At 39.2% G+C, this 26,982-nt stretch carries 23 protein-coding genes; 13 read left to right on the top strand and 10 right to left on the bottom strand.

The annotated features are described in order from the left end of the window. Positions 1-24 precede the first annotated feature (24 nt). The 3 genes from H5163_RS00930 to H5163_RS00920 form a co-directional block, all read right to left on the bottom strand. Positions 25-414, bottom strand: a complete 390-nt coding sequence (locus tag H5163_RS00930; protein ID WP_182733991.1) for a DUF6768 family protein — start codon at positions 412-414, stop codon at positions 25-27. Positions 415-426: 12 nt separating this feature from the next. After that, positions 427-945 carry an RNA polymerase sigma factor gene (locus H5163_RS00925; protein WP_182733989.1) on the bottom strand — a complete coding sequence of 173 codons (519 nt, stop codon included), beginning with the start codon at positions 943-945 and terminating at the stop codon, positions 427-429. A 131-nt stretch (positions 946-1,076) separates the two neighbouring features. After that, the gene (locus H5163_RS00920) at positions 1,077-3,956 is read right to left on the bottom strand and encodes an insulinase family protein (protein WP_182733988.1); all 2,880 of its coding nucleotides are present in this window, start codon (positions 3,954-3,956) and stop codon (positions 1,077-1,079) included. Between the two features lie 154 nt (positions 3,957-4,110). Here H5163_RS00920 and H5163_RS00915 point away from each other — a divergent pair, with 154 nt between their 5' ends. Then, the gene (locus H5163_RS00915; protein ID WP_149979989.1) at positions 4,111-4,530 is read left to right on the top strand and encodes an MAPEG family protein; all 420 of its coding nucleotides are present in this window, start codon (positions 4,111-4,113) and stop codon (positions 4,528-4,530) included. A gap of 50 nt (positions 4,531-4,580) precedes the next feature. Here H5163_RS00915 and H5163_RS00910 read toward each other — a convergent pair whose 3' ends face one another. Further along, positions 4,581-5,324 carry a peptidylprolyl isomerase gene (locus H5163_RS00910; RefSeq protein WP_182733986.1) on the bottom strand — a complete coding sequence of 248 codons (744 nt, stop codon included), beginning with the start codon at positions 5,322-5,324 and terminating at the stop codon, positions 4,581-4,583. A 263-nt stretch (positions 5,325-5,587) separates the two neighbouring features. On the opposite strand from H5163_RS00910, the gene H5163_RS00905 reads away from it, so the two are divergent. Both H5163_RS00905 and ushA read left to right on the top strand, forming a co-directional pair. Beyond that, positions 5,588-5,785: a hypothetical protein gene (locus tag H5163_RS00905; protein ID WP_145234351.1), complete on the top strand. Its 198-nt coding sequence runs from the start codon at positions 5,588-5,590 to the stop codon at positions 5,783-5,785. 77 nt (positions 5,786-5,862) lie between these two features. Beyond that, positions 5,863-7,497, top strand: coding sequence for a bifunctional UDP-sugar hydrolase/5'-nucleotidase UshA (gene ushA / locus H5163_RS00900; protein ID WP_182733985.1), 1,635 nt, complete (start codon positions 5,863-5,865; stop codon positions 7,495-7,497). 78 nt (positions 7,498-7,575) lie between these two features. Here ushA and H5163_RS00895 read toward each other — a convergent pair whose 3' ends face one another. Beyond that, positions 7,576-8,523: a hypothetical protein gene (locus tag H5163_RS00895; protein WP_182734206.1), complete on the bottom strand. Its 948-nt coding sequence runs from the start codon at positions 8,521-8,523 to the stop codon at positions 7,576-7,578. Then, complete coding sequence (locus H5163_RS00890; RefSeq protein ID WP_182733984.1) at positions 8,516-9,412, bottom strand: PhnD/SsuA/transferrin family substrate-binding protein; 897 nt, start codon at positions 9,410-9,412, stop codon at positions 8,516-8,518. The genes H5163_RS00895 and H5163_RS00890 overlap by 8 nt, the downstream gene beginning before the upstream one ends. Before the next feature lie 221 nt (positions 9,413-9,633). Between H5163_RS00890 and H5163_RS00885 the strand changes: the two genes are divergently transcribed. The 3 genes from H5163_RS00885 (at position 9,634) to H5163_RS00875 (ending at position 17,058) form a co-directional block, all read left to right on the top strand. After that, positions 9,634-10,497, top strand: coding sequence for a S1/P1 nuclease (locus H5163_RS00885; RefSeq protein ID WP_182733983.1), 864 nt, complete (start codon positions 9,634-9,636; stop codon positions 10,495-10,497). A gap of 31 nt (positions 10,498-10,528) precedes the next feature. Beyond that, the gene (locus H5163_RS00880) at positions 10,529-13,705 is read left to right on the top strand and encodes a TonB-dependent receptor (RefSeq protein ID WP_182733981.1); all 3,177 of its coding nucleotides are present in this window, start codon (positions 10,529-10,531) and stop codon (positions 13,703-13,705) included. A gap of 275 nt (positions 13,706-13,980) precedes the next feature. Beyond that, positions 13,981-17,058, top strand: coding sequence for a carboxypeptidase regulatory-like domain-containing protein (locus H5163_RS00875; RefSeq protein ID WP_145234362.1), 3,078 nt, complete (start codon positions 13,981-13,983; stop codon positions 17,056-17,058). A 63-nt stretch (positions 17,059-17,121) separates the two neighbouring features. Here the strand turns inward: H5163_RS00875 and H5163_RS00870 are convergent, their stop codons facing one another. Further along, positions 17,122-17,553 (bottom strand): MarR family winged helix-turn-helix transcriptional regulator, encoded by a 432-nt coding sequence (locus H5163_RS00870; RefSeq protein ID WP_149979983.1) that lies wholly within the window; start codon positions 17,551-17,553, stop codon positions 17,122-17,124. 129 nt (positions 17,554-17,682) lie between these two features. Between H5163_RS00870 and hmgA the strand changes: the two genes are divergently transcribed. Both hmgA and maiA read left to right on the top strand, forming a co-directional pair. Beyond that, the gene (gene hmgA, locus H5163_RS00865; RefSeq protein ID WP_182733980.1) at positions 17,683-18,984 is read left to right on the top strand and encodes a homogentisate 1,2-dioxygenase; all 1,302 of its coding nucleotides are present in this window, start codon (positions 17,683-17,685) and stop codon (positions 18,982-18,984) included. A 7-nt stretch (positions 18,985-18,991) separates the two neighbouring features. Beyond that, a complete protein-coding gene (maiA, locus tag H5163_RS00860; protein ID WP_182717586.1) occupies positions 18,992-19,621 on the top strand; it encodes a maleylacetoacetate isomerase in 630 nt (209 codons plus the stop codon). A 6-nt stretch (positions 19,622-19,627) separates the two neighbouring features. On the opposite strand, the gene H5163_RS00855 is transcribed toward maiA, so the two are convergent. Continuing rightward, positions 19,628-19,861: a TIGR02647 family protein gene (locus tag H5163_RS00855; protein ID WP_145234371.1), complete on the bottom strand. Its 234-nt coding sequence runs from the start codon at positions 19,859-19,861 to the stop codon at positions 19,628-19,630. Between the two features lie 181 nt (positions 19,862-20,042). Here H5163_RS00855 and H5163_RS00850 point away from each other — a divergent pair, with 181 nt between their 5' ends. Both H5163_RS00850 and H5163_RS00845 read left to right on the top strand, forming a co-directional pair. Beyond that, a complete protein-coding gene (locus H5163_RS00850; RefSeq protein WP_182730768.1) occupies positions 20,043-20,345 on the top strand; it encodes a DUF1496 domain-containing protein in 303 nt (100 codons plus the stop codon). Positions 20,346-20,410: 65 nt separating this feature from the next. Beyond that, positions 20,411-20,677: a VF530 family DNA-binding protein gene (locus tag H5163_RS00845; protein WP_145234376.1), complete on the top strand. Its 267-nt coding sequence runs from the start codon at positions 20,411-20,413 to the stop codon at positions 20,675-20,677. A gap of 42 nt (positions 20,678-20,719) precedes the next feature. On the opposite strand, the gene H5163_RS00840 is transcribed toward H5163_RS00845, so the two are convergent. Both H5163_RS00840 and H5163_RS00835 read right to left on the bottom strand, forming a co-directional pair. Continuing rightward, on the bottom strand, positions 20,720-22,345 hold the full coding sequence (locus H5163_RS00840; RefSeq protein ID WP_145234378.1) for a diacylglycerol kinase family protein: 1,626 nt from the start codon (positions 22,343-22,345) through the stop codon (positions 20,720-20,722). A 274-nt stretch (positions 22,346-22,619) separates the two neighbouring features. Beyond that, on the bottom strand, positions 22,620-23,621 hold the full coding sequence (locus H5163_RS00835) for a branched-chain amino acid aminotransferase (RefSeq protein ID WP_149979978.1): 1,002 nt from the start codon (positions 23,619-23,621) through the stop codon (positions 22,620-22,622). Positions 23,622-23,983: 362 nt separating this feature from the next. Between H5163_RS00835 and H5163_RS00830 the strand changes: the two genes are divergently transcribed. The 3 genes from H5163_RS00830 (at position 23,984) to H5163_RS00820 (ending at position 26,976) form a co-directional block, all read left to right on the top strand. Beyond that, positions 23,984-24,523 (top strand): sigma-70 family RNA polymerase sigma factor, encoded by a 540-nt coding sequence (locus H5163_RS00830; protein ID WP_182734204.1) that lies wholly within the window; start codon positions 23,984-23,986, stop codon positions 24,521-24,523. Further along, positions 24,520-25,206 (top strand): anti-sigma factor domain-containing protein, encoded by a 687-nt coding sequence (locus H5163_RS00825; RefSeq protein WP_145234383.1) that lies wholly within the window; start codon positions 24,520-24,522, stop codon positions 25,204-25,206. Before H5163_RS00830 ends, H5163_RS00825 begins: the two co-directional genes overlap by 4 nt. Before the next feature lie 177 nt (positions 25,207-25,383). Beyond that, a complete protein-coding gene (locus H5163_RS00820; RefSeq protein WP_145234387.1) occupies positions 25,384-26,976 on the top strand; it encodes a DUF4331 domain-containing protein in 1,593 nt (530 codons plus the stop codon). The last annotated feature ends 6 nt before the right edge of the window (positions 26,977-26,982 follow it).

Genomic DNA, 26,982 nt, shown 5'->3' with positions numbered 1-26,982 from the left:
TCCTTTTAACGTTCAGATTAAAACTTAGTTTTTAATCTTTGAAATTGAGTGTTCACTGAGCATCAGCCTTATTTCAAATTCACTTCGCTTAATTTCTTTAATAATAGATTGCCTATTCATCTCCATAAACAGCCAGAGTTTAACGGCAATTTGCATCATTAGACTACTTACAAAACACACAGCCCAAAACAGTTGCTGTGCTATCTGCTCAGCATTAAAATATTGATAGACTGATAGTATAAAAATTGCCGTGAGTATAAAAGCCAACATCGTACCTAAAACTGTCCAACTGCGCATTTTTCCGCGATATATACGTGTAAACTGTTTGAATAAACCAGAATCAGTCTCTAAAACAGACTCCAAATTGTGTTGTTCAGCCTGTAAGCTCTCTTTTATTTTCTCATCTAAATTCATCACTCTCTCCAATTATTCACTCAACCATTTTACCAGCTGTGCTCTCGCTCGGTGTAAACGTGACTTAACTGTGCCAACAGCAACATTTGTTATTAAAGCAATGTCGCTAATTGACATTTGCTCTAAATAAAACAAATAAACACTGAGCCTCTCACTATCTGGCAGGTTATTTATTAATTTTGCTAAATCAATAGATTGCTCATTAAAATGTGTAGTATCTATTGATTGTTCATGCTTATCCGGCTGAAAACTTTCTATGTACTTATCTTTACGGGTGACATCAACAAACTTGTGGTATACCACTCTAAATAGCCACGCTTTAAACACGCTTGGTTCTTTTAATTTACGAATGTCTTTTGCTACCACAGTCCACGCTTCTTGCGTTATATCCTTTGCTAAGTCTTTCTGTTTACAAAGTTTCATCGCAAATAGAAAACTAGGATTATACAAATAAGTACATAATGAGTTAAAAGCTGCCTCATCCCCTTGCTGTGCGCTAATTACAGCAAGCGTTATTTGCGTCGAATTCATGCCTCTCCTTAATATCTTTTCTACAAGACGGTTTAGCAATGTAAAAGGTTCGCTGTATTTTTATTTTTTCATAAAAAAACCCAAGCAAATCGCTTGGGCTTTGATCTTTTTCAACGCTTCAATGTGCTAAATTACTTTTGCAATTTAATGCCATTAAAGTGTGCTCGTAAGTCTGTTACCAATGTTTGTTTTGGTAAATCTGCAAACGGTTTGTCGGCAAATTTGCTACCACGAAGCTGTACGTTTAAACGCGCAGCTTGTGGGTTTAACATAGTTTGCTGGTAGTAGTCTTTAATATCTGCAAGCGTGACTTTTTCAACTTCAGCGATTAACTTATCCTTTGAATCAAAATCAAAGTTTTCACGATACCAATCGCCAATCAGTGGGCCCATTTCATCGCTAAGATTTTTAGGCTGCTGTTTAAGCGACACTAATACGGCATTTTTAAGCTGCTCGAAGGTTTCTTCACTCATGTTATCAAGCTCTACTGCATATTGCATTTTGAACTCTTCAAAACGCGCTTGCATGGTTTTTACATCTTTTACTGGGGTTTGAATAAACAAGCCAATCGCTGAGTAATCTTCAATTGGCCGTGCTAAGCCACCAACCGCATATGCTAATTGCTCTTCAGTACGTAACTTGTCAAACGCGACGGTACTAAAGTGACCTTGTAAGACTTGCGCTTGCGCTTTTTGCTTATAGCCTGCAATCGGGTGTACGGTCATATCAATGATAGCTACATCAGCCACATCAATATCTTTTTGCAATACAATCGTTTCGCCTGGTTGCGGTAACCACGCTTTACTGCGCGCAAATTCAGTGCTTTTATGCGCCGCTGGTAAAACTGCCGTTAACTCTTTAGCTATCGCTTCAACATCTGATTGGTTATAATTACCATAAGTGAACACCCGCATTTCGTTATTAGCAAAGGTATGCTGTTTAAGCTGCTCAAAATCTGCAATGGTTAATGCTTTTGCCGTATTGATCAGTGCATCGGTGTCAAAGCTGCCTGTTCGTATTAATTTAGAGTACTCACCAAATGCTTGATAATAAGGGAATTGTTTTTGGGCGTTTAATAAATCACGTTGGTAACGATCAAGCGCTTGAGCAAAACCTTGCTCAGTTACTTGCACATCAATATTTGTCAGTGCTTGCGCGAGTAAAACATTTTGTTTATCGGTAAAACCACTCATTGAAAGGATAAGTCCGTTACTTGCTTCAAGGCCAACACTCATACCTGCCACGGCAGCTTCGGTACTTAGCTTGCTTTGTTGTAAATTAAATAAGTCAGACCATACTGAATAAAGTACTTTAGCTTTGATATCCGTCAGAGCATCTGGGGTATTTAAGTAAACTTCGACCAAACCTTTCGGTTGCTCGGCAAAGTTTTGACTCGCTTGACGCCATACTTTTACGCCATTTTTATCATATACCAGCTTAGGGTGTTTTTGCTCTGCAAATTGTGCTGTTTTAATCGCAAAACTCTCTGGTAATAAACGGTTTACCGTGGGTAATGCTAAGGCAAACTGACTAGGCTTACTCCAGCTGGCAATTTCAGCATCACTGATATCTTCAATGCGGTATTTACCATCGTAAAAATGCAATTGCGAATCAGTTTCCTCTTGCTGTGAGGTATACCAAATACGTAGAGTATCAGCATTGAGTTGCGCAAGTACGTTGTTGATCGCAGCTGCATCAAACTTAGCATAATAAAAAGGCGCATTAATAACGTGGTTTAGTGGATAATCTTGCATGCTACCAGTTAAATTACTGACATAGCCAAATTCATCACCTTTTTCTAAAAATTGAAATTCATTATTAAGTGAAGTGCGAATTTCATTAAAGTATTTACTATCTACACCTTCTTTTTTGATCAAATCAATATATTGCATTATTGTTGCAACGATCGTTTCACGGTTTTTCATGCCTTCGTCTGTTAATTGCACATTAACCGTCAGCGCACCGTAATTACCATATTGGGTTGGTGCTGCCCCGGCTGAAAGTTGTGAAACCCAGCCTTTATCACGCAAAATTTGCGCCGGGCTACCTTGCATTTCATTGCTTAATAAGTATGCTACAAAACGGTTAGGTTTAACGGCAAACTCATTGCTGTTATCGGTAATAGTAAAATCAAGTTGTAACTCTTTTACGTCTTCATTCGGCGCGTAGTGAACGCGTTTTCCACCTACGTTATCAAAATCTAGCTTTGTGGTAACAGTTGGTTTGTCGATCTTTTTATCTTCAATATCAGCGAAGTATTTTTGTGCTTTCGCTTCCATTTCCGCAAGTGGTAGATTTGAAATCATTGCTACTTTCATAATGTTAGAAGAGTAGTATTTATTATAAAAATCAACGGTTTCTTTATGTAGAGAGCTACCGTCTTTATCACCTAATGTTTCAAGATTACCGATTAAAAAACGATTAGCTGGATGATCGCCCATCATTTGTCGGGCAAGCTTAAACTGACCAAAAAAATCCATCTCGCGACGCATTGACCATTCGGCGTTTACTGCGTTTTTTTCTTTATCGGTGTATTCTGGGTAAAGCTTAGGGGATTTAAAAAAGTCAGCAAAACGATCCAATGCTTCATCGTAAGCATCGTTATTTACTTCAAACATGTAATTAGTAATATCTAACCATGTATAAGCATTGTGGGCGCCGCCGTTTTTAGTCATAAAATCAGAGTAACCCTTGGTATCTGGGTAACGATCTGTGCCTAAAAATAGCATGTGCTCTAAATAATGCGCCATTCCCTGCTGGCTGATTGGATCATGTAATAAACCAACACCCACACTCAATGAAGCGGCTGATTTTTCAGCAGTTGGATCCGACACTAAAATTACTTCAATCTCATTCGCAAGTTTAAGGGTTTTATATTGACGAGTATCGTTGGGACTTATTACCAGCGTATCTGAAAGTAATGACGTTTGCTGCTGTACCGCTGTGGTGGTAGTGCCGCAGCCACTTAATACTGCTAAAGCAATAGCGCTTAAAGTAATTATTTTTTTCATATTGAGAATGTGATCCATACTTATTTGTTGTTTGAATGATCGGTAAAATTCAAAACGCTTGCAATCATTTTTCTAAATACTTTGTAACACATTGTGAATTATAAAGACAAACTGCTAGGCTTAAAGCTAGGTTATTTATCAAATGAGACTCTTAATGGAAAAATATGTATTACTCGCGATGTTTTCTCAGGTACTACTCACTTTTACGGTAATGGTAGTCATGGGCCGCCGCCGTTTTAGTGCGGCGCGTAACAAAACGATTACTATGCAAGATTTTGCCACTATGCAATTAAATAATGCGGGTGATGATGTACATATTGCCGGTAGAAACTTTATTAATCAGTTTGAAATACCAGTGCTATTTTTTGTAGCCTGTTTAGCTGCTTTACAGCTCAATGCAGCGGGTTATGTATTTATTACTTTAGCCTGGGGTTTTGTGATTTCGCGCGTCATTCACAGTATTATTCATTTAGGCAGCAATAGCGTAAAACCTCGCTATTATAGCTTTTTGCTTGGCTGTTTACTGGTTTTAACTATGTGGGTGTTATTAGTAATGCGGGTATTTGCACTCTAAAGCGTTACGTTTGCTATCGGGACACATAACCCGATAGCAAGTATATATCTTTAAGCTGCGCGGCGGCGTTTAAAGCCAAGCAATAATAATGGTAGTAACCAGCTCATACTACCACTTGAGCTATCCCCATCATCAGGCTGAGTTGGAGTTGGATCGTCAATTAGCGTATTTTCTTTTGGAGATAAATTTACTGACGAATTTGGATCATTATCCAGTACCACAACACTATTGATCGACACTAAATTAGCAATAGTCAGCGTAGTATCTGCACTTGCACATTGGTCTTTAGTGAGATTAACTACCGGTATTTCACCGCAATGCACTAAAGCAGAGATCTTATCAAGCACTGCATAACTATCTGCTGTAATCTGACCAAATACGGTAAAACCGCCATTTTGCTTATCTAAATTTGCACTATTATCTTTGAGATTAAAAAACCATTGACTGGTGGCGCTATTTTTATCACCGCCGACTTTTGCCATGGCAATCGTGCCTTTTACATTCGATAGTTCTGGCTCATTCACAACAGCTGGTGACGTTGTGATCGCTTTAAAATCATCGGTAAAAGTAAAGCCTCCGCCTTGAATAATAAAGTCCTTGATTGAACGGTGGAGCACGGTTTGGTTGTACGCATCACTTTGTATATAACTTAAAAAGTTCTCGACTGTTTTCGGAGTCTGTTGATCAAACAAATCGACCTTAATAGCGCCTTGTGAAGTTTGCATTTCAACTACAGTGGCATGGCTTGCACATGAGGTTGCGGTTAACAAACCGCACAGTAATAGTTTTTTCATTATTATATCTATCCTGAAGAATGTTGTGGTGATGTGAATTTAATGCAAATAATAAAGAACTCTTGTGGAGATTACGATAGCAAAACGTACCTTTAAACAAATCAAACCGAATTGATTACATTTAAATTACATGTAATTACATTATCTTGTTATTCACTCACGTTATAAATAAATTTTGTTTAAAACGAAATCGTCTTAATAGCCGAGTTTATTTTGTTAGTATTATTTATAACAATAAAACACACACAACAGGATTAACAACTATGTCGTATGAAGAGCAACACATCTGTGATTTTGGCTTACACCAAGGAGAGGCGTACACTAAGTTACCGGCAAGCTTTTTAAACTGGATGGTGGGTAATAACCATGAAAAATCAGCATTAGCAGAACAAGAGTTACAGCGACGTCAATTAGCGGCAACTGGAAAGTTAAATTTCCAAGATGACATTAAAATAGAATAATTACGTTATTTTGCAATAAAACTAGTTTAAACTATGCGCTTAATAAATAGCACAACACTGACAACACGGGTCATATTATGCGCATATTACTTTCATTTTTCCTATTACTAAGCATTACTGCATGTAGTAATCATCAAACCTCCGTTCAACAAGCTGACACAGCAGATATTCACTATCTCACCATTTTACATACCAATGATAATCATGGCCGCTTTTGGCATAACGAAAAAGGTGAATACGGTATGGCTGCACGTAAAACCTTAATCGACCAGTTACGTGCTGATGCGCAGCAACAAGGTCACGCAGTGCTACTTCTATCTGGTGGTGATATAAATACAGGCATTCCAGAATCAGACCTGCAATTTGCAGAGCCTGATTTTAAAGGAATGTCATTAATTGGTTACGATGCGATGGCGATTGGTAATCATGAATTTGATAATCCACTGAGTGTTTTAAAACAACAGCAGCAGTGGGCAAATTTCCCGCTTCTTTCGGCTAATATAATTGATAAAAAAACCGGTAAAAATGCCTTCGAATCCTATAAGATTTTTAACAAACAGGGGCTGAAAATCGCCGTTATTGGTTTGACAACCACAGATACCGCTAAAATAGGCAACCCGCAGTATATCGGCGGCCTTGAATTTCAAGAGCCCGTTGCAGTAACCCAAGCTTTAGCTGAGAAAATCAAAGCACAATATCAACCGGATATCACGATTGCAGTAACTCATATGGGTCATTATGTTGATGCGAATTATGGCATAAATGCACCTGGCGATGTTACCCTTGCCCGCTCTTTACCGGCTCATACCCTTGATATGATCATCGGCGGTCACTCACAAGAACCTGTGTGCATGGCAAGCGAAAATAAAAATGACGATAACTTTAAACCCGGTATGACATGTAAACCAGACCAACAAAATGGTACGTGGATAATGCAAGCTCATGAATGGGGTAAATATGTCGGCAAAGCCGAGTTTAAACAAGAAAACGGCGTATTAACCTTATTAGATTATAAATTATTGCCAGTTAACTTATACGTTGATAAAACGCAAGCTGATGGTTCAATTAAGCCTGAGCTTGCCAACGAATACATCAAACCAGACGCTGCCTTAAAAACATTTTTAGCTGATTACCAAGCCAAAGGTGCAAAACAAATTGAAGGTGAAATTGGTTATGTTGATGCAAAGCTTGAGGGCGATCGCAATAAAGTTCGTTATCAACAAACCAACTTATCGCGCGTTATTGTGCAAGCACAAATGAATGTTGTTGGCGCCGATTTTGGTATCATCAGTGGCGGTGGCGTACGTGATAGTATTGCTGCAGGTGCAGTTAGTTATAAAGATATTTTAAAAGTACACCCTTTTAAAAATCGCATCGCGTATATTGATTGGCAAGGCCAAGAGCTTTGGGATTACCTTGAGACTGTAACTAGTTTCCCACCGGATTCTGGTGCTTATTTGCAATACCACAAATTAAGCTTCGAGCGTAACGATAATGCGCTGACTAAAGTGATGATCAACGGCAAAGCTTTGGATAAAAACAAAACCTATCGCATGAGCATTAATAGCTACAATGCATCTGGCGGTGACGGCTACCCGATACTGATAAATCATAAAGGATTTGTCAGCACTGACGAAACAGATGCACAGGCATTAAAACGCTTCTTTATTGAAAATAGTCCAGTCAAAGCCATTGAATTTGCTCCTAAATAATCAGAGCTTACCTCACACAGTTTAAGTATTAGCAGTGTGAGGTTTTTATTCTGAACTAACTCACTAACCAGGTTAAGGTTATTTGCCTATCACCTCTATATCATCTGCTTTGATATTCGATAAACCATAACTATGTAACCGTGACCGAGAGCCTTCACCATGTGCCTTAGGAGGGTAATATATTTCCTTCAGCTGTGAGTGTTCAATAAGTACCTCATCCAATGCAGCCCTAATTTCACTCAAGGTTTTTTCTAGACTGTTAGTAAAATTAGGCCGTTTACGAATAGTATGGCCAAGTTGTGTTAATCGGTAAAAATACTTATTAGCAAGTTCAATTAACTCATCCGGCACATCTTTGTTTTGATTAAGTGTCACGTCCGGATTCTCAACGCAAAACTCGATTAAAGCCAAGTAAAAACACAGTGGTTTGTTAGCTAAGCCAGCTTTTATCTCAGCGTTATCATTAATAGCCAAAACCTTATCTTGCAAATCAATCACTAGTTTCACTTGTACATTAATCAGTGGAAGTTGCTCTACTTGTTCTTTTAATGCTAAGTGTTTCAGCGATGTTCGGTTAATAAGTTCAGCCCACTTAGAAAATAAAAAAGCCAATAATAACAATACAATAAAGGTATAAATATCGCTTGTATGCCACCAACGCGTCTCAATTAAAAATGTAATCGCAACTTTTTGATCACTTGTTTCAAGATACTCTATCCGACTTTCGCGGCCATTATTTGTTAATGCCAGTGAGACATCATTGATGGTATTAACTTGAATTGGCTGTTGTATCAATTGCATATTCAAACGTTTTAGATAACCAACAATAGCATCATGATTACCCGAGTGTTTCAAAAAACGATTTGATAAGTCTAACCGAGGTAAATCTAGTGCAATTCGGTTTTCAATATCAGCCATTATTAAATCGTTATGTTGCGCCTGCTGCAGATAACTAGAGAGTTTAAACGTCAATAGCGCCGCACTAAAAATAAGCAGTGTCACGCCAAACAAGCGCTTATTATTCATCACGTTGCTCTCCTAAGAATTCAGCTTTACCCGCTGAACAATGCCAGTATGGTTCAACATGATTAAAATAAGTCGACACTTGCTGCTTAGATAATTGGATTAATTGAGATTGGATAGCGCACAGCAAATCAGTGTTCTCATGCTGCATTTTAAAGTACCAACGTGTGCCTATTACATTATCGCTGATTGGAGTTATATAATTTTTAGAAAAATGCGCCTGATCTGCTTCCTTCCAAAAAGAGGCTATTAAATCAACCTGTCCATTGGCTAATAACTCCCTAAGCTCATTATGTGAACTGGCGTAAGTAATTTTTAAATTTTCAAGGTTGATCCCTAAATCTTTAAACTTTTGTTTAGGTAGTATATGCCCCGATCGGCTTGTAGGATAATCAAGTAAGCCAATCCGTTTCCCCAAAAAGTATTGCTTGTTAATTTTTGGCTTTTCTTTAGCTGAAATAAAAAACGCAGTATAACTTGGAAAGCCAACCACAGGCTGGTAGTTATAGGTCGATTCAGCTTTGAAGGCTGACATAATGTTGTTTTTTGCTAAAATTAAATCAGCAATACCTTTACCAATGAACTCAATGCTATCGGCAGTACGGTAACCCCATAAAGCGATCACTTCGCCATATTGTTTTGCTACAACGGGATCTTCACACAGGTTTTGTATTAAAGAACGAGCGACCTTTTGCGACGAGGCATAGACAATTAATTGCGCTTGGTTTTCTGTTGCCCTCGTCTGACAACGACTAGATGTTTCAATTAAAGGCTTCAAGGTACCCGTTGATGTAACCACACTCAGCTGGCCACTGAGCCAAACCAACAAAAAAAACAGTAACAAAACAGTAACAAAGAAGCTGTGTTGCAAAAGCAGCTGTTTAATTTTCAAAAGTTCAACAATCCAAAACGATTCATCCTCCTATTTGACCAATTTAAATTACTTATTACAACAAGTAATTTTACCCAAAACAGTTAAGCTTATGAATTAAAAGAACTATCAATGGGAAATTATGAATTTCTTTGAGTCCTTCCTATTTATCTCAAAATCAGGACAATTCGCGCCATAGAAGAGGCCGCTCTTGCCAAATAAGATCATTGAGGAAAACACAAATGTTACGCAAAATTACACATGGATTTAGTTATCTTTTAGTCGGCGCAGTACTTTTATCATCACAAAATGTATTGGCTTGGGGACAAAATGGCCACAGAATTGTCGGTAAAATTGCCGAAAATCACATAACAGACGCAACTAAAGCAGAGCTTAAAGCACTTTTAGAAGGGCAAAGCCTAGCGCAAATTGCTACTTGGGCTGATGAAATGCGCTCTGATCCGAGTCCTTTTTGGCAAAAAAAATCTTCTCGTTGGCATTACATTAACGCGCCAAGCAACTCAACTACATTTACTCACAGCCACGATGAAAATTTAAATAAAGATAATGTAAGCAACATTCTTGAAGGGATGTATTTTGCCATCGATACACTACAAAACAAAAACAGCTCAATAGATGCCAAACGTTTTAGCTTACGCTTTCTTGTTCATTTGGTTGGCGATAGCCATCAGCCGTTTCATGCAGGACGTGCAGAAGACAGAGGTGGTAACCGTGTTAACGTTACCTTTTTTGGCCAGCCAACCAACCTGCACTCATTGTGGGACACTAAATTAATCGAAAATGAGAACCTATCATTCACTGAATTCGCGCAGTTTATTGATACAAATAATGCAGAAATAATTACCGAGTACCTAGCCAGTTCACCAGAGCAATGGGTAACAGAGTCACACAATTTAGCTGACAAACTATACAAGCTAAATAATGACGAGATTGGCTTTAGCTACATTTACGAAAATACACCGATTATTAAAACTCGCTTACAACAAGCCGGTATTCGATTAGCAGGATTATTAAATACGTTATTTGATAGTTCAGCAAAACCGTTAGCAAAGGCACTTAAGATGTCAGCTAACACAAACAAGTAATAAACCTTAACTTTCCACGGGAATCAACAAAATGAATAAGCTTCGCCTTTCGAAATTAACTGGGGCTGTGATCCTAGCCTTAGGTGTTTCTACAAGCGTAATGGCAGCAGATACCTCATCCGCTATGCGTGGTAAAATTACTACACCTTCTGGCACTGCAGCTGCAAATGTGAAAATTAAAGTTATTCACCAACCAACTGGCACTGTAAGCGAATTAACAACCAATGAAAGCGGTACCTTTATTGCCAATGGTTTACGTGTTGGCGGCCCTTACACTGTGTTTATTGATTCAGACCAATTTACCGATACCATGCTTGAAAATATATATTTAGAGCTGGGCGATACATATCGTCTTAATTCTCAGCTTCAAGCAGCTAACATCGAAAAAATTGAAGTATCAGGCTATAAAATTATTCAACAATCTGGTGGTTCAAGCAGTACATTTGGCGAAGATACAATCAGAAATATGCCAAGCTTTAACCGTGACATTAAAGATATTGCCCGTCTAAATCCTTTAGCAAGTATCAATGGTAATGGCGAGTTAACGTTTGCGGGGAGCAACCCTCGTACTAATGGCCTGACTGTTGATGGTATTGGTCAAAACGATGACTTTGGTTTGAATCCTAAGGGCTACCCAACGTCTCAACCTCCTGTTTCACTTGATGCAATAGAGCAAGTTTCAGTAGACGTATCACCTTTTTCAGCTTCTAAAGGTAACTTTGGCGGCGGTACAATAAATGCCGTAACGAAGTCTGGTACTAACGAATTCAAATTTTCAGGTTTCTATGAAACATCTACACCAGATATGGCCGGCGATGTTCAAACAATTAACGAAAGAGGTACTGATGAAGCCGGTTATAAAACTTATTCAACAAATAAAGTAAAACCGATTCAAACTGAACAACGTTTTGGTTTTAATGTCGGTGGCGCAGTTGTTAAAAATGAACTGTTTTACTTTGTAAACTACGCACAGTGGTCAAGTGAGCAGGATTTAGAGTATGGCTTTAAAGATTCTGGTGCTGCAAATGAATTTAATATAACCGAAGACAGTTACAATCGTTTTATTGCTATTTTAAATGACGAATATGGTTTAACAGACTCATTAGCCGGGGCTCCTGAAGACACCAATAAAAATTTATTGGTTAAACTTAGTTGGAATGCCAGTGATGAGCATCGCATAGATTTCACATACCAGTGGCAAGACGATCAAGCTGAGAAAAATGAGAGTAAAGGTGGAAATAGAGTAGTCTTAAAATCAAATACATATGCATATGTTACTAAGTTTAATAATTTTGCCACTAAACTTTACTCTGATTGGACTGAAGACTTTTCAACAGAGATTGGTATTGCCTATAAAGATGTAACCTCTGACAGTATTACTCGCTCTAACTTAGGCAGCATTACCGTAGAAGAAGATGGCAGAAATGGCCCTAATTTTAATTTTGGTACTGATAGATATCGCCATGCGAACAAATCTGAAACTGAAAACTTAACACTGATGTTTGATGCAACTTATCTAATGGACGAGCACGAAATAAACTTTGGGGCTCAATATGAGTCACTTCGTTTATATAACCTCTTTGCTGAAAACTCATTAGGTACATGGAAATTCACTAGTCTAGAAAATTTTGCTAACCGCGAAGTGAGTGCATACAACTTCTCATATCAAAATGCGTACACTAATAATTCAGCAGATACCGCCTATGATGCTACACGTAGTCAATTTGCTTTATACGTTGAAGATACTTTTTACTTAAGTGATGACTTAGAAGTGACAGCTGGCCTTCGCTATGAGCGCTTATCATCTGATGATAAACCGACTCTTAATGAAAGCTTTCTAAGCACCTATGGTTTTAGTAATCAAGAGAACCTTGATGGTTTAGATATTATTCTACCTCGAGTTGGCTTTAAATATTATGCAACTGAAGCATTAACTATCAACGGTGGAATTGGTCGTTTCCAAGGTGGCATTCCAAATGTCTGGTATAACAACTCATTTCAAAAAGATGGTATTACCCTCGTTTCTGCACCAAATAGTGTAATAAACGACTACTACCAAAATAACCCAGCAGATATCACTCAGGTCCCTGATGTTATTAAAAATTCGTTAGTGCAAGGCGCTGGAAGCACCGCTTACATTGATCCTGATTTCAAGCTACCTTCAAGTATTCGTGCCCAAGTTGGCTTTGAATATGAATTTGATTCTGAACTATTAGGTAATGGCTTTAAATGGCAGGCCGAAATTGCTTACCACAAAAAAGAAAATGAAGCTGTATGGCATAATACCTCTATCCGTCCTATTGGTTTAGCTGCTGACGGCGAGCGTGTAATTAATGAAACCATCTACAGTGGTGCATTGAAAGATAATGTTGATATTGCAATGACTAATTCAACCGACGATGGTCGCTCTATCATTATCTCTACTGGTATTGCTAAAGAATGGGATAACGGTTTATTTGTTTCTGCAAGTTATGCTCATCAAGATGTTACTGAGTCTTCTGTTGGATCAGCGTCGCAAGCCGAAGGTAACTATAAGCACAATATTACGGCTAATCGTAACCAAGATGTGGCAGCACGTGGCTTTTATGAAGTTGAGCATAGTTTCAAAATTAACTTAGGCTACAATGCTGAATTTATTGCCGGTTATGCGACTAAATTTAATATGTATTTTGAACGCCGTTCTGGTCGTCCATTTAGTTATACAATGAATATGTATAAAGATGCTCACTTAGGCGACACAAGTTCTTTATTTACCAACAGTGCTTATTTGGCCTATATTCCAACGGGTGCTGATGACGCGAATGTCAATTGGGCTGATTCTGAAATGAATTGGGCACAATTAGCAGAGCGTTTAGACCGCGCAGGTATCTCTCAACGTGGCGGCATTATCGGTAAAAATACTGGAACGCAGCCTTGGGTTACCACCATGGACATCAGCATTAAACAAGAAATCCCTGGCTTTGCTAACGGCCATAGTGGCGAGCTATACCTTATGATTGATAATTTCGCTAACCTACTTAATAGCGATTGGGGTATAGAAAAAAGCTTGGGCTATTCAGACCAATCTATTTATGATTTTGGTGGTCTTGATGACCAAGGACGCTATATTATTGATAATAGCTTTGGTGGAGCTGATGTAAGAAACTATAGCCAAATAACGAGCTCATCAACATGGCAAGCTAAGATTGGTATCAGCTACAAGTTCTAATTTTTAAAACTCTATGTAAAACCCGCTTTTAGCGGGTTTTTTTATGCATAAAGCACTGGGTTTCATACTTTTGTCATATTTAATGAGTAAATTGACCCATGGGTACTAAATTGCTCGAAAAACCGCAATTTTGTTCTAAACTACTTTTATTACAAATTTATGTGCAATGTAACTTATTTGTAATGAAATAATAGGGTACAATTTAGCTGCTTGGAAAATCCGAGCAAATTAATACCAAAACTAAAAAATATTACACCTTACACGGGAAATTAATAATGAAAATTCAACTACGCAAAACAGCACTTTCACTTGCTATCGCAGCTTGTGTTGGCGTAAGTGGCGCAGCGTTTGCAAATGAAACTGCATCATCTGTAAAAGGCCAAATCACAGGTCCAAATGGCAACCCAGCCACTGGTACTCAAATTACTATTATCCACTTACCTTCTGGTTCAACAAAAACAACAACAGTAAATGAACAAGGTAACTTCTCTACAAAAGGTTTACGCGTAGGCGGCCCATATAAAATCATTGTTGATTCTGATAAATATGAAGATACTCAACTTGATGATGTTTATTTAACACTTGGTCAAACTTACCCAGTAACTGTTGCACTTCGCTCGCAACAAATGGAACAAATCGTTGTTAGTGGCGCGCCAATTAGCGCTCAATCAGGCAGCACAGGTCCAGCTGCTTATTTCACTTTAGATGATTTAGAAAACAAACCAGCTATTAACCGTGACTTAAAAGATATTATTCGCGCTGATCCACGTATCTATATCGATGAAACAAACGCTGGTGCTATCAATTGTGGCGGCGGTAACCCACGTTTTAACAGCTTAACTGTTGACGGCGTTCGTATGAACGATAACTTTGGCTTAAACTCAAGTGGTTACCCTACTGAAAGAATGCCTTTCTCGTTTGATTCAATTGCACAAGTTGCAGTAGAACTTGCACCATTTGATGTTCAATATGGTGGTTTTACTTCATGTAACATTAACGCCGTAACAAAGTCAGGTACCAACGAAATCACTGGTGGTTTCTTCTATGATTATACCAATGACTCAATGTCAGGTGACTCAATTGAAGGCGAGAAACAAGAGCTTGGTGATTACTCAGAAAAACGTTACGGCTTTAACGTAGGCCTTCCTCTTATTGAAGATAAGCTATTCTTATTCACTTCTTATGAGAAGCTTGAAGGCGCACAAATTTTTAATTATACGCCATTTGCTAACGGTCGAATTGATCAGGCAACTATTGATCGCGTTACCCAAATTGCTATCGATAAATATAATTATGACCCAGGTACTATGGTACCTAGCATGCCAGTTGAAGATGAAAAAATCTTAGTTAAGCTAGATTGGAATATTAACGAAGCTCACCGTGCAAGCTTTGTTTATAACTATAACGACGGCTTCAGCCTAGCCCAGTCAGACGCAGATTCTAGCGAAATCGCTTTATCTAATCATTTTTATGAGCGTGGTGCTGAGCTACAATCTTACGTAGCATCAGTATATTCAGATTGGACTGATAACTTTTCAACTGAAGTTCGCGTAGGTTACTCAAAACTTGATAATCGTCAAAATTCACTTGATGCAGCATCTGGTTTTGGTGAGTTTAGAATCGATACTGGTGATATTGATATTTACATGGGTCCTGATGACTCTCGCCAAGCGAACAAACTTAAGTATGATAATTTATCACTTAAATTAGGTGGTACATATTACCTTGAAGACCATGAGCTATCATTTGGCTATGAGCGTGAAGAGCTTGATGTTTTCAACTTATTTGTACAGCATAATGAAGGTGAATACCGTTTTGGTTCTATTGAAGAGTTTGAAAGCGGCTTTGTAGACAGAATTTACTATGGTAACGCTTCAAGCCAAAATCCTGATGATGCCGCGGGTGAATTCAAATATGCACTGAATACAGTGTATTTCCAAGATAAGTTTGCACTTATTGATTATGATGTAACATTTACTGCAGGTCTTCGTTATGACTGGTATACCAGTGATGATACACCAACTTATAATGCTAACTTTGAAGAACGTTATGGCTATTCAAATAGCCAAAATCTTGATGGGGTTGACTTACTTCAACCACGCTTAGGTGTTAACTGGATATATAATGATCAGTTAGAATTGCGCGGCGGTATTGGCTTATATTCAGGTGGTAACCCTAACGTATGGATTTCTAACAGCTATTCAAACGATGGTGTTCGTAATGTTCAAGTTAATCAAAGAAATATCCAAATCCTTGGTCCTGATGCAATAGCATTCAATGGCGCAGGTCAACCTGGTTACGATATTCCACAAGGCTTATATGATAAAGTAGGCCAAGGTGGTGCTGATGCTGATGTAAATGTGACGGATCCTAACTTTGAAATTCCATCAGAATGGAAATTCTCACTAGGTGGTACTTATATCACTGAAAGCGATTATGTGTTTAATGTTGACTACCTTTATACCGATAAGCAAGATTCAGCCATTGTTAAAAACTTAGCATATGAAAAAACTGGTGTAGCGCCAGATGGTCGCCCAATTTACAATGGTGGTTCAGACTTCTTGTTAACCAATGTTAAAGGCGATGATGCTTACTCGCATATTCTGTCTCTTGCAATGAACAAGTCATTTGATAATGGCATCGATTTTGCTCTTTCTTATGCATATACAGTGTCTAAAGATGTTAACCCGATGACTAGCTCTGTAGCATTTTCTAACTATCATTACGTTGCGGTGTCTGATTCTGAAAACCCAGGTGTGGCAACATCTAACTATGAAATTCCGCACCGCTTTACGATGAGTTTAGCGTATAGCCATGAGTTATTTGATGGTTACGAGACTAAGTTCAACCTATTTGGTCAAGCACAACAAACAACACCTTACTCATATGGATTTGACTCAAGATCAGGTGGTATGGGATACAACGATGCTGCTCGTCAATTATTGTATGTACCAACACTTGACGACAGCCAAGTTGTTTATGGTGCAGATTTTGATCAAGCAGCCTTTAATGAGTGGGTTGAAAGCGAAGGCCTAACTCGCGGTAAAATCAATAACCGTAACAGCATTGATGGTGATTGGTGGGTTACGTTCGATTTCAAAGTTGAGCAAGAATTTATGGGCTTTACTGATGATCAAAAAGGCTCAGCATACTTTGTTATCAAAAATATCGGTAACATGCTAAATGACGATTGGGGCGTGCTGAAAAGCGGCAGCGCATTACAAAACGCTGTAACGACTGAAATTGTTAATGGTCAATACGTTTACACCAGCTTTAATGATCCAGCAGGTGCAAGTGTAGAAACTAAGCCGTCACTTTGGGAAATGCGTGTAGGTGTTAAATACACATTCTAATTTGCTAAAGTAACTTACAAATTAAATTAATTTTAAAGCCCATCTTTTGATGGGCTTTTTGTTTTATTCATCTAATTTACTAGTTAACTTATCTAAACAACTAAGCAAGGTTTGATACTCGGCTTGAGTTAAAACATCCAACAGATTCTTCTCCCACGCTAAAGCAGCTGGGGCTAATTGCTGATACAAGCCCAACCCTTGCTCACTCAACGCTAACAAGCTGGCGCGTTTATCTGCTGGATCGATTAAACTCACTACATAGTGTTTATCTATCAATGCCTTAATAGCACGCGATACCGTGGATTTATCCATTGCTGCTTGCTCGCACAATGCTTTCGCGTTGCTTTGTCCAAACTGGGCTAAATTAAACAAAATACGCCACTGAGGAATGCTTAAATCACTTTGTTGTTGATATACGGGTGCAAACTGTTCACTCATTTTACTGGCTAAGTTAGCCAGACGATAAGGTAAAAATGTCTCTAAATCGAGAGCCATAACGGCTATGTCCTCTTAATTTACAATCATGTTTAAGTGTCCATAAATATGTACAGTGACAAAAAGCACGATGTTTGAATTTAGTCTCACTTGAGAGTATCTTACAGTAAAACATAAAGGAGTCGAGTGATGACCAGCGAATTAAAATATATGACAGGATTTGGCAATGAGTTTGAAACCGAAGCTCTGCCTGGCGCATTGCCTATTGGGCAGTTTAGCCCGCAAAAAGTAAAATACGATTTATACGCTGAACAATTTAGTACCACCGCATTTACCGCGCCGCGTGCTGATAACCGCCGCACTTGGATGTACCGTATTCGCCCATCGGTTGTCCAAGGTGATTACAGCGCAATTGATAACGGTTTAATTCGCACCGCCCCAATTACCGAAGTCCCGACTCCACCTACAATGCTTCGTTGGGATCCAATTGATATTCCAACCACACCAACCGATTTCATTGATGGTTTGATCACTATGGCTGCAAACGGCAGCGCCAATGGCCAAACAGGAATTGGCATCCATGTTTATGTAGCGAATAAATCAATGACTGATCGTTATTTTTATAATGCCGACGGCGAAATGTTATTTGTGCCGCAGCAAGGTCAGTTACTGCTGAAAACAGAATGTGGTAATTTAACGATTAAAGCGGGTGAAATCGCAGTGATCCCGCGTGGCATTAAATTCCAAGTCGTTTTGCTCTCTGATACTGCTCGTGGTTATATCTGTGAAAATTATGGTCATGCTTATGTGTTAGCTGAGCGCGGCCCAGTGGGAGCCAACGGCTACGCTAACGACCGTGATTTTCAATACCCTGTTGCTGCCTTTGAAGATAAAGAAGGTGAGTTTGAGTTGGTTGCTAAGTTCAACGGTAATATGTTCCGCTGTGATATAGGCCACTCCCCTTTAGATGTTGTAGCCTGGACGGGCAACAGTGCACCCTATAAATATGATTTAGCACGTTTTAATGTAATGAATACAGTGAGCTTTGATCATCCGGATCCGTCTATTTTCACAGTACTGACATCCCCATCAGGCACAGAAGGCGTTGCTAATATTGATTTTGCAATTTTTCCTCCACGCTGGATGGTGGCAGAAAACACTTTTCGCCCACCCTATTATCACCGCAATATTATGAGTGAATTTATGGGCTTAATTGAAGGCGTGTACGACGCCAAAGAGCACGGTTTTGTACCAGGAGGCATGAGTTTACATAATTGTATGTCACCGCATGGCCCAGAAGCTGATGTATTTGAAAAGGCCTCTAACGCAGAGCTTGAACCGCAACGCTACGAAAATACCCTCGCGTTTATGTTTGAATCACGTTACGTTATTTCACCAACAAAATACGCATTAGAAGGCAAAGAGCGCCAACCTAACTACACTGACTGCTGGCGTACTATTAAAAAACACTACAGTGGCCCACAAGGATAATTGAACCATGAAACTTTATACATATTTTCGTTCATCTGCCGCATATCGCGTGCGTATTGCGCTTAATTTAAAAAATATTCAGCATGAGTTAGTAACTGTTAACTTACTAAAATCTGAGCAACAAGCACCTGAATACCTAGATAAAAACCCGCAAGGGTTATTACCTGCGCTGGAAACCAATGACGGTGTACTCGCACAATCGATGGCAATTTTAGAATACCTTGAAGAAACACACCCCGACACACCACTATTATTTGGTGATGCCTGGCAAAAAGCCCAGATCCGTAATTTATGTTATGCCATTGCCTGCGATATTCATCCTATTGATAACCTACGGGTACTGAAATATTTAAGCGGTGAACTTGGTGCTGACGATGCAATCAAAAATACCTGGTATCGTCATTGGGTAGAGGTTGGTTTTGAAAAAATTGAACAGCTACTTGATCATACAAATGAATATTGTGTGGGTGATAAACCTAGCCTTGCTGATGTGTGTTTAGTGCCGCAAGTATTTAATGCTTATCGTTTTAACGTTGATATGACTGCGTATCCGAAAATAGCAGCCATTTATGAACGTTGTAACAAGCTTGATGCATTTATTGATGCTGCACCACAAAACCAACCGGATGCAGCCTGATATTTTTTAATTACCCAACGCACTGTGTAGCACGGTTACGTGCTCTATCAGATCTAAGCCCAGATCGGTTAAGTAACCGCCATCTGGGCTATCTATAATACCTTTATCAAACAATCGTTGTGCCGCGCTTAATAAGCTTTCATCAGCATCACTATGTAACTTAATACCTTGCATTTTACTGGTTAATGGAAATTTTGCTAACAGTGTAAATTCGTCAATCATCGTTTGTTTAAATTGCATGTGCTCACCTTGTCTTTAGAAAATTATTTTTGTGGATTTTACCCTAACACATTTTATGGCCAAGTCACCCTAAAACCCTAAGTGGGCTGGTTTAAACGCATTTAATTGCAACTGAAACTAGTATTTTGGGATAACTTAGGTATAAGCTTAGTGTAGTTATTTTTTAATGCAAAGGCTAAATATGCGAATTATAACGATTATAGGCATCTGTTTTATCAGTGTAATTTACTCGGCTAATAGTTTCAGTAATAATCAAAAACCAGCCTTGTTTCTTGACGCAAAAAATATAGTTAGCGAGCAACAACTCTGTTGGTTTGAAGATCAACGCTACAGCGAAGGTGCGATTATTATAATGGCTAATGTGCGGGTGATTTGTGCAGCAAAAAACCCTCATCACAATAATAGCGCGTTAAATTGGTTAATGCTCAACGAGCAAAATGAAATTATTTACCCAACCGCTCCTAAAACAATTCGCGTTAATTAATAGAATTGGTATCAACGCACAGTTACGTTACAATAGCAGCGACTTTTATCAAGCAATAGTGAATTATGAATCAGCAAGCAAACAACCCGTTACATGGCATTACACTCGAACAAATAGTAGTAAAACTCGAGCAAACACTTGGCTGGAAAGCGATGGGTGAGCATGTTGATATTCGCTGTTTTAAATCAGACCCAAGTGTAAAATCGAGCCTAAAATTTTTACGTAAAACACCTTGGGCTCGTACCAAGGTCGAGCAGTTATACCTCGATAACTGTGTCGATGCACAACCGCAAAACAGTGGCTTTGTGTGGCCTAGTATTAAAAAGAAGTAACAGCCATTGCGCGTTATAGCTTATAACGCGCAACAAGTTCAGTTACTCGACCTGCTCTGCACAGATCACCGCCAGTGATTGCGGAGTAATTTCAATGATCAATTTATCAGCACTTTTAACTTCACCATCAAGTACATATTTTATTTCCTGAGTCGCCGATATTGCAACGCGGCGCGCATTGGTATGATGTGAATTAATCGCAAAATGTGCTTGGGTAATACTGCTAAATACCAGCTCAGCAATACTTAATACATTGGCTGATGCGTCTTGGTTTGGAGTAAGCCAATTAACATCGAGCAAGCCATCATAGTGATCAGGCTGTCCCCCACCTTGCGCTAGTAAAGTAGTAAAAGGTGCAGCATTAGCGACAATTAAACTATTGGTATGTATTTGCTGCGGCTCGTTATCATCTAGCTGTACTGTGAAATCTTGGGCTTTTTGTTCGCCTAAAGCTTGCCAGAAGCCCTGTAAATATGCGAACTGACCAAGCTCGTTTTTAGTATCCCGATCGGCTTTTTCAATCATGTGTTGTTCAAAGCCAATCCCTGCTAACAGCAGCATTAACTCACCATTGCAATATGCTGTATCCATTTGCTTGGTTTGCCCTTCAATAATCAAATCACATGCTACTTCCACAGGGATCAACTTTGACTTAATTCCCATTAAAACATGTGCTAGAGCATTGGCTGTGCCAAATGGGATAATACCTAATTTACAGTCTGTGTTTACCAAAACACTTGCCACTTCTGCCACTGTGCCATCGCCTCCGCAGGCGATGATCATATCTGGCTTATCAGCTATCGCTTGTTTGGCCAACACAATCCCATTTTTCTCGACTGATGTGATCATCACTTTTAAGTTATAATAAGCAGATAAACGCGCAACAATTAAATGCTCTTTTTGCTGCCATAACTTAGTGCCGGAAACTGGATTAGCAATTAATACCGCTTTATTTTTGATTAATAACTCACCCTTTCTATGGCGTTTAACTAGTTGACGTAGTTGGTGTTTATTTAAATTAGCGGTTTCGCGTGTTTCTTTTATTTGCGCAAGCACTTGATGTACATCAGCCTCCTTATTTTGACTGAGTAAATAAGCCGCCATCACAAACACCGATCGACCACGACCCAACGCACAATGCACCACCACTCGACGATTATCTTTAATATGATGGGCAATCCAGTTAATCGCTTGATTAAGCTGCGAACGTGTTGGGACTCGATGATCAAGCACAGGGATATTTAAATAGTTTATGTTTTCTTGTGTTGATGACCATTCAAGTCCATCAAATTCACAGGTTACATCTAAAATCGCGGTAATACCGTTATCTTTTAAAGTATCTATATCTGAAGGGAATAACCGACAGGCTAAAAATAAGTGTTCGTTAATTTGTTGTAATGGCGGTACTTTATCGTGCTTTCGGCTCCACGCGTTATAAACTTGTGCCCCCAATAAAAAAGGTATGAAAGCCCAACGAATGTAAAACGGGATAACACCGTTTTCTCGTTTACGAAAAATTTTTGCAATATTAAAAAAATAGGCACCGCTTACCAGTAATAAAGATAAAGCCGTCCAATAGAATAGCAGCGAAAAATAGCTAGGACTAACCTGCCACCCCATAATGATAAATACAATTGCCAATAATAAGTAACTTATTGCGGCCCACATAAACGCTCCTTTTGTCGTTAGTTATACCCAAATAGAAATGCAATCTATGCGCCACTAATAAAATTTCACAGAAATAAATATTCATATATATTTCATAGCATTAAGATATCAACTGATTAGTTTAGTGATACTTGCTGTGTTTACATACGTTATTTTTACACACCTTTGCAGCTAACTTACACAGTTGAAAGTATAGATTATTAAATAACTTAGACCATAAAAAAGCCTAGGTTATAAATAACCTAGGCTTTTTATAAAAACATATCGTTTAACTTTACACGTCGATTTTGGTTAACCAGCCATGGGTGTCTGGTGCTTTACCCCATTGAATATCGTTAAGGGCTTGGCGCAAACGCATTGTCGTTGGCCCTGCTTCACCACTGCCCACTTTGTATTCTTTATCATTATGAATAAAAGTACCCACTGGGGTTAATACCGCAGCAGTGCCAGATAAAGCAGCTTCAGTACCCGGTTTTGCAGCACGCTCAAGTAATTCAGTGACTGTAAAATTGCGCTCGGATACTGTCATACCTAAATCTTTAGCGATGGTTAAAATACTGCTGCGCGTCACGCCATGTAAAAAGGTGCTGTCTAGCGCTTTAGTAATAATTTCATTACCATCAATTAAAATAAAGTTTGCGGCACCAGTTTCTTGTACATCACCGCCTGGACAGAATAGAATTTGGTCGGCTTGATGTTGCAAGCGTGCTGCCGTAATGGGTGCTAATGCGCTAGCGTAGTTACCACCGCTTTTGATCATACCCATGTGTGGGGCACAGCGCATACCATCTTCTTCTAACAATACTCGCAGCGCAGTCGCGCCACCAGCAAAGTAATCACCAACAGGTGATAATAGCACATACAATAATGAACTTAATGACGGCACAGCCGCTTTACCAATTGCAGCTTCAGTACCGATATGAGTTGGACGAATATACATAGAGCCCGGTGGTAACGGCGTTTCATCAGCATATTGGCGAACAATATCAATGATCATCTTTTCAAGCATGGCTCCATCAACTTCAGGTAAACTTAATAAATGCGAGCTTTGTTTCATGCGGGCAATGTTAGCGTCCATACGGAAAATATAAACTGAGCCGTCTTCATGGCGAAATGCTTTTAACCCCTCAAAACATGTACTTGAATAGTGAAGAACATGTGCACCAGCATGAAGTTCAATTTTATCTGACGGAACAACAGAGCTTTCGCTCCAAGCGTTATCAGTAAAACGTGCTTGAATCATCTGCGGCATAAATACGGTACCGAATGCGGCCATTTTAATCTCTCTTATGTGGTCTACTTTTACCCCATTGTATGACATTCATGCACCGTTTAACCATAACTAAAACAAGGCATTTATTGTAAGCAACGGGATTTTTTTGCAATTTGGTAAAATTTCAATTTTGTCAGCCATATTGTTTTACTTAAAAGAGTCATTAATCACTTCAAAACTTCGATTGTAAAACCTTGCTACCAAATAGCCGACGGAGCTTCTCAACTTGATAAGCCGTATTTTGCTGCTAGGCTAACTGGTGGAAAAGCATGAAAATAATAGTAAGCACCCATCATTTAGTTGGTTTTTTGCATCCAATTTACATCCTGAAACGTTTACCAACTGACAATAAAAATAGGAACTTTATGGAAACCGACGAATTATTACCTCTACTAAGTGCAACCGCACAGGGCAATAAACAGGCATTTGCTAAATTGTATAATGCCACAAGTGCAAAGCTGTTTGCGATCAGCTTAAAAATGTTAAGCAATCGTGCACATGCTGAAGAAGCGCTACAAGATGCATTTGTGAAAATTTGGCACAATGCATCTGATTATCAAGTAACTAAAGGCACTGTCATCAGCTGGATGATCAGCATTGTTCGTTATCGTAGCTTAGACTCTTTGCGCTATCATAAAGTCCGTAAAGAGCAAGCCCTAGATGACGACTCAGCAATCTCAGATGATTTAACTGACTCACCTTTAGCTATTGATTACGAAGATAAAAGTAAACTCGTTGATTGTATAGAGCAACTAGATGAACAGCAAAAACAGGCGATCCACTTAGCCTACTACAAAGGCTTGACTCACAGTGAGTTAGTTGATCATATTGATACTCCGCTTGGCACAGTAAAAAGCTGGATCAGACGCGGCCTGCAACAGTTGCAAAGGTGCTTAACGTTATGAATTATGACAATCAAAAACTCATCGATATGTTGGCGGCTGAATACGTGTTAGGAACATTAAAAGGCTCTGCTCGCAAACGCTTTCAACGTTTGATGCTCTCATCAAATCGTGTTCGAGAGGCGACCTGGATGTGGGAGCAACATTTAAATAATTTAGCCAGCTCAATTAAATCTGTGCCGCCAGATAGCCATGTTTGGGAAGCAATTTCACAACGTATTGACCCACAGCAAGTAGTATCGAACAATGTTATTCAACCTAAAACTGGTATTTGGCAAGCGTGGTCGTTAATTGCTACCGCAGCCTGTGTAGTATTAGCTTTGATTATTTGGCAGCCACAAACGCCTGTAGGGCAAAACACTCAGCAAATTGCACTGTTTAAAGATGCCAGCGAAAAACCATTATGGTTTATTGATATCAACGAGCAAGGCTTATCAATAAAAGCCAGCGAGCAGCTTACGGCAAGGACGGATAAAGATTATGAGCTGTGGATGATTTTAAAAGGGCAAGATATACCAATATCATTAGGGCTACTTCCTAAAGATGGCGTTAAATCAATATTGAAAGACGCACGTTTTAACGCGCAAGATATTGCCCTGTTAGCAATTAGTATAGAGCCAATAGGTGGCTCACCAAACGGCTTACCTAGCGAAGTACTTTACACTACTGAATTAATTTTATTGTAGTAAAGCAATAAAAGATAGTTGAAAACCAGCGCAAGCTGGTTTTTTATTGTTTTAAAATCAAAACAATAAAAATAAAAAGACATTTTATTAACTTTATTTACGTTTCTTTGCATCTAATTACGACCACCATGCGTTATTAACTATGACCACTATTTATTAAAACTAAAGGACAAAGTCATGAAAGCTTTAACTCCGTCAATATTAGCAGTTGTAGTATGCAGTACCTTAGTAAGCGCCCCATCAGAGGCGTCAAGTCACCGTGAAGCTCCAAATATCAGTCGTTTCCCGACTTTAGATTCAACAGATTTTTATGCATTTAACAGTTATGAACAAGGCCGTGGTGATTATGTCACCCTGATTGCAAACTATATTCCACTGCAAGATGGCTATGGTGGACCTAACTATTTTGCCATGGATCCTGATGCAACCTACAGCATCCATATTGATAACGATGGCGATGCGATTGAAGATATTAGTTTCGCCTTTAACTTCAAAAGTATGCTGCCTAATGACAATCAAGGCGTTGCATTAACCGTTGGCCCTGAAGGCAACCAACGTACCGTTGCTGTACCACTTAAAAATGTTGGTGGTGTTGCAGCTGGCAATAATGCCGCAGTTAACTTTAGCGAATCATACACTATGACGATGATCGCAGGTGATCAGCGTACAGGTAGCAAAACCATGCTAACTAATACCATGACCAGCAGTAATGAATTCCACAAGCCACTTGATTATATTGGCGATAAAACGTTTTCATCGATGGATGGCTATAAAAGCTACGCAGCGCAATTTGTATATCAAGTAGCGATCCCGGGCTGTGACGGTATGGCAAAAGTATTTGTTGGCCAACGTAAAGATCCATTCGTGGTGAACCTAGGCAAAACCTTTGACTTAGTGAACTATGTGCCGGTAGAAGGCGACAGTGCGCCGGGCGCAGGTGATGGCGAGGGCTTCCCTGGAGGCATTACACAATCGGCAGATAATGATGACTTAGCAGATAAAAATGTGACCGCAATTGCTATTGAAGTACCTAAAAGCTGTGTAGTTGGTAATGGCAATGGCACTATTGGCACATGGACTACAGCTAGCTTACCACAGGCGCGTATTTTAAACCCAAATGCTAAATTTGCGAACAATGCGGTAAACGGTGGTGCGCTTACTCAAGTATCTCGTTTAGGTAATCCACTTGTTAATGAGCTGGTAATTGGTTTAAAAGACAAAGATACCTTCTCAAGTTCACAGCCTAAAGACGATGGTCAATTTATTGATTATGTTACCCACCCATCTTTACCAGAGCTATTAAATATTCTGTTCAAAGATGCGGTTAACACCACCTTAGGGGCAAATCTAGCGACCCTTGCACCAACGAATTTTCCACGTAATGACTTAGTAACTGCATTTTTAACTGGTTTCCCAGGCGTTAATCAATTGGCCACTGTTACAGGCGCTGAAATGCTGCGTCTAAATACCAATATCGCTGCAAAAGCACAAGCAGATCAATCAGCATTCGGTGTTGCTGGCGATGATTTAGCGGGTTTCCCAAATGGCCGTCGTCCTGGTGATGATGTAGTTGATATTGCGCTACGTGTGGTAATGGGTCGCTTATGCTATCCAATTCCAGTAAATGGTACAAATACTGATTTAGGCCTGTGCACATCTGATGATGCCAGTGTAGGTAACGTACCATTTACTGATGGTGCACCAGTGAACGCTACGATGATGGATGCAAGCTTCCCATATCTAGCAACTCCACTTGCAGGGTCTAAATAAGGAGAA

The organism is Pseudoalteromonas sp. SG44-8 (assembly GCF_014164125.1).
In the GTDB taxonomy this organism is placed as follows: domain Bacteria; phylum Pseudomonadota; class Gammaproteobacteria; order Enterobacterales; family Alteromonadaceae; genus Pseudoalteromonas; species Pseudoalteromonas rhizosphaerae.
This window is presented reverse-complemented; position numbering and strand designations above follow the sequence as displayed.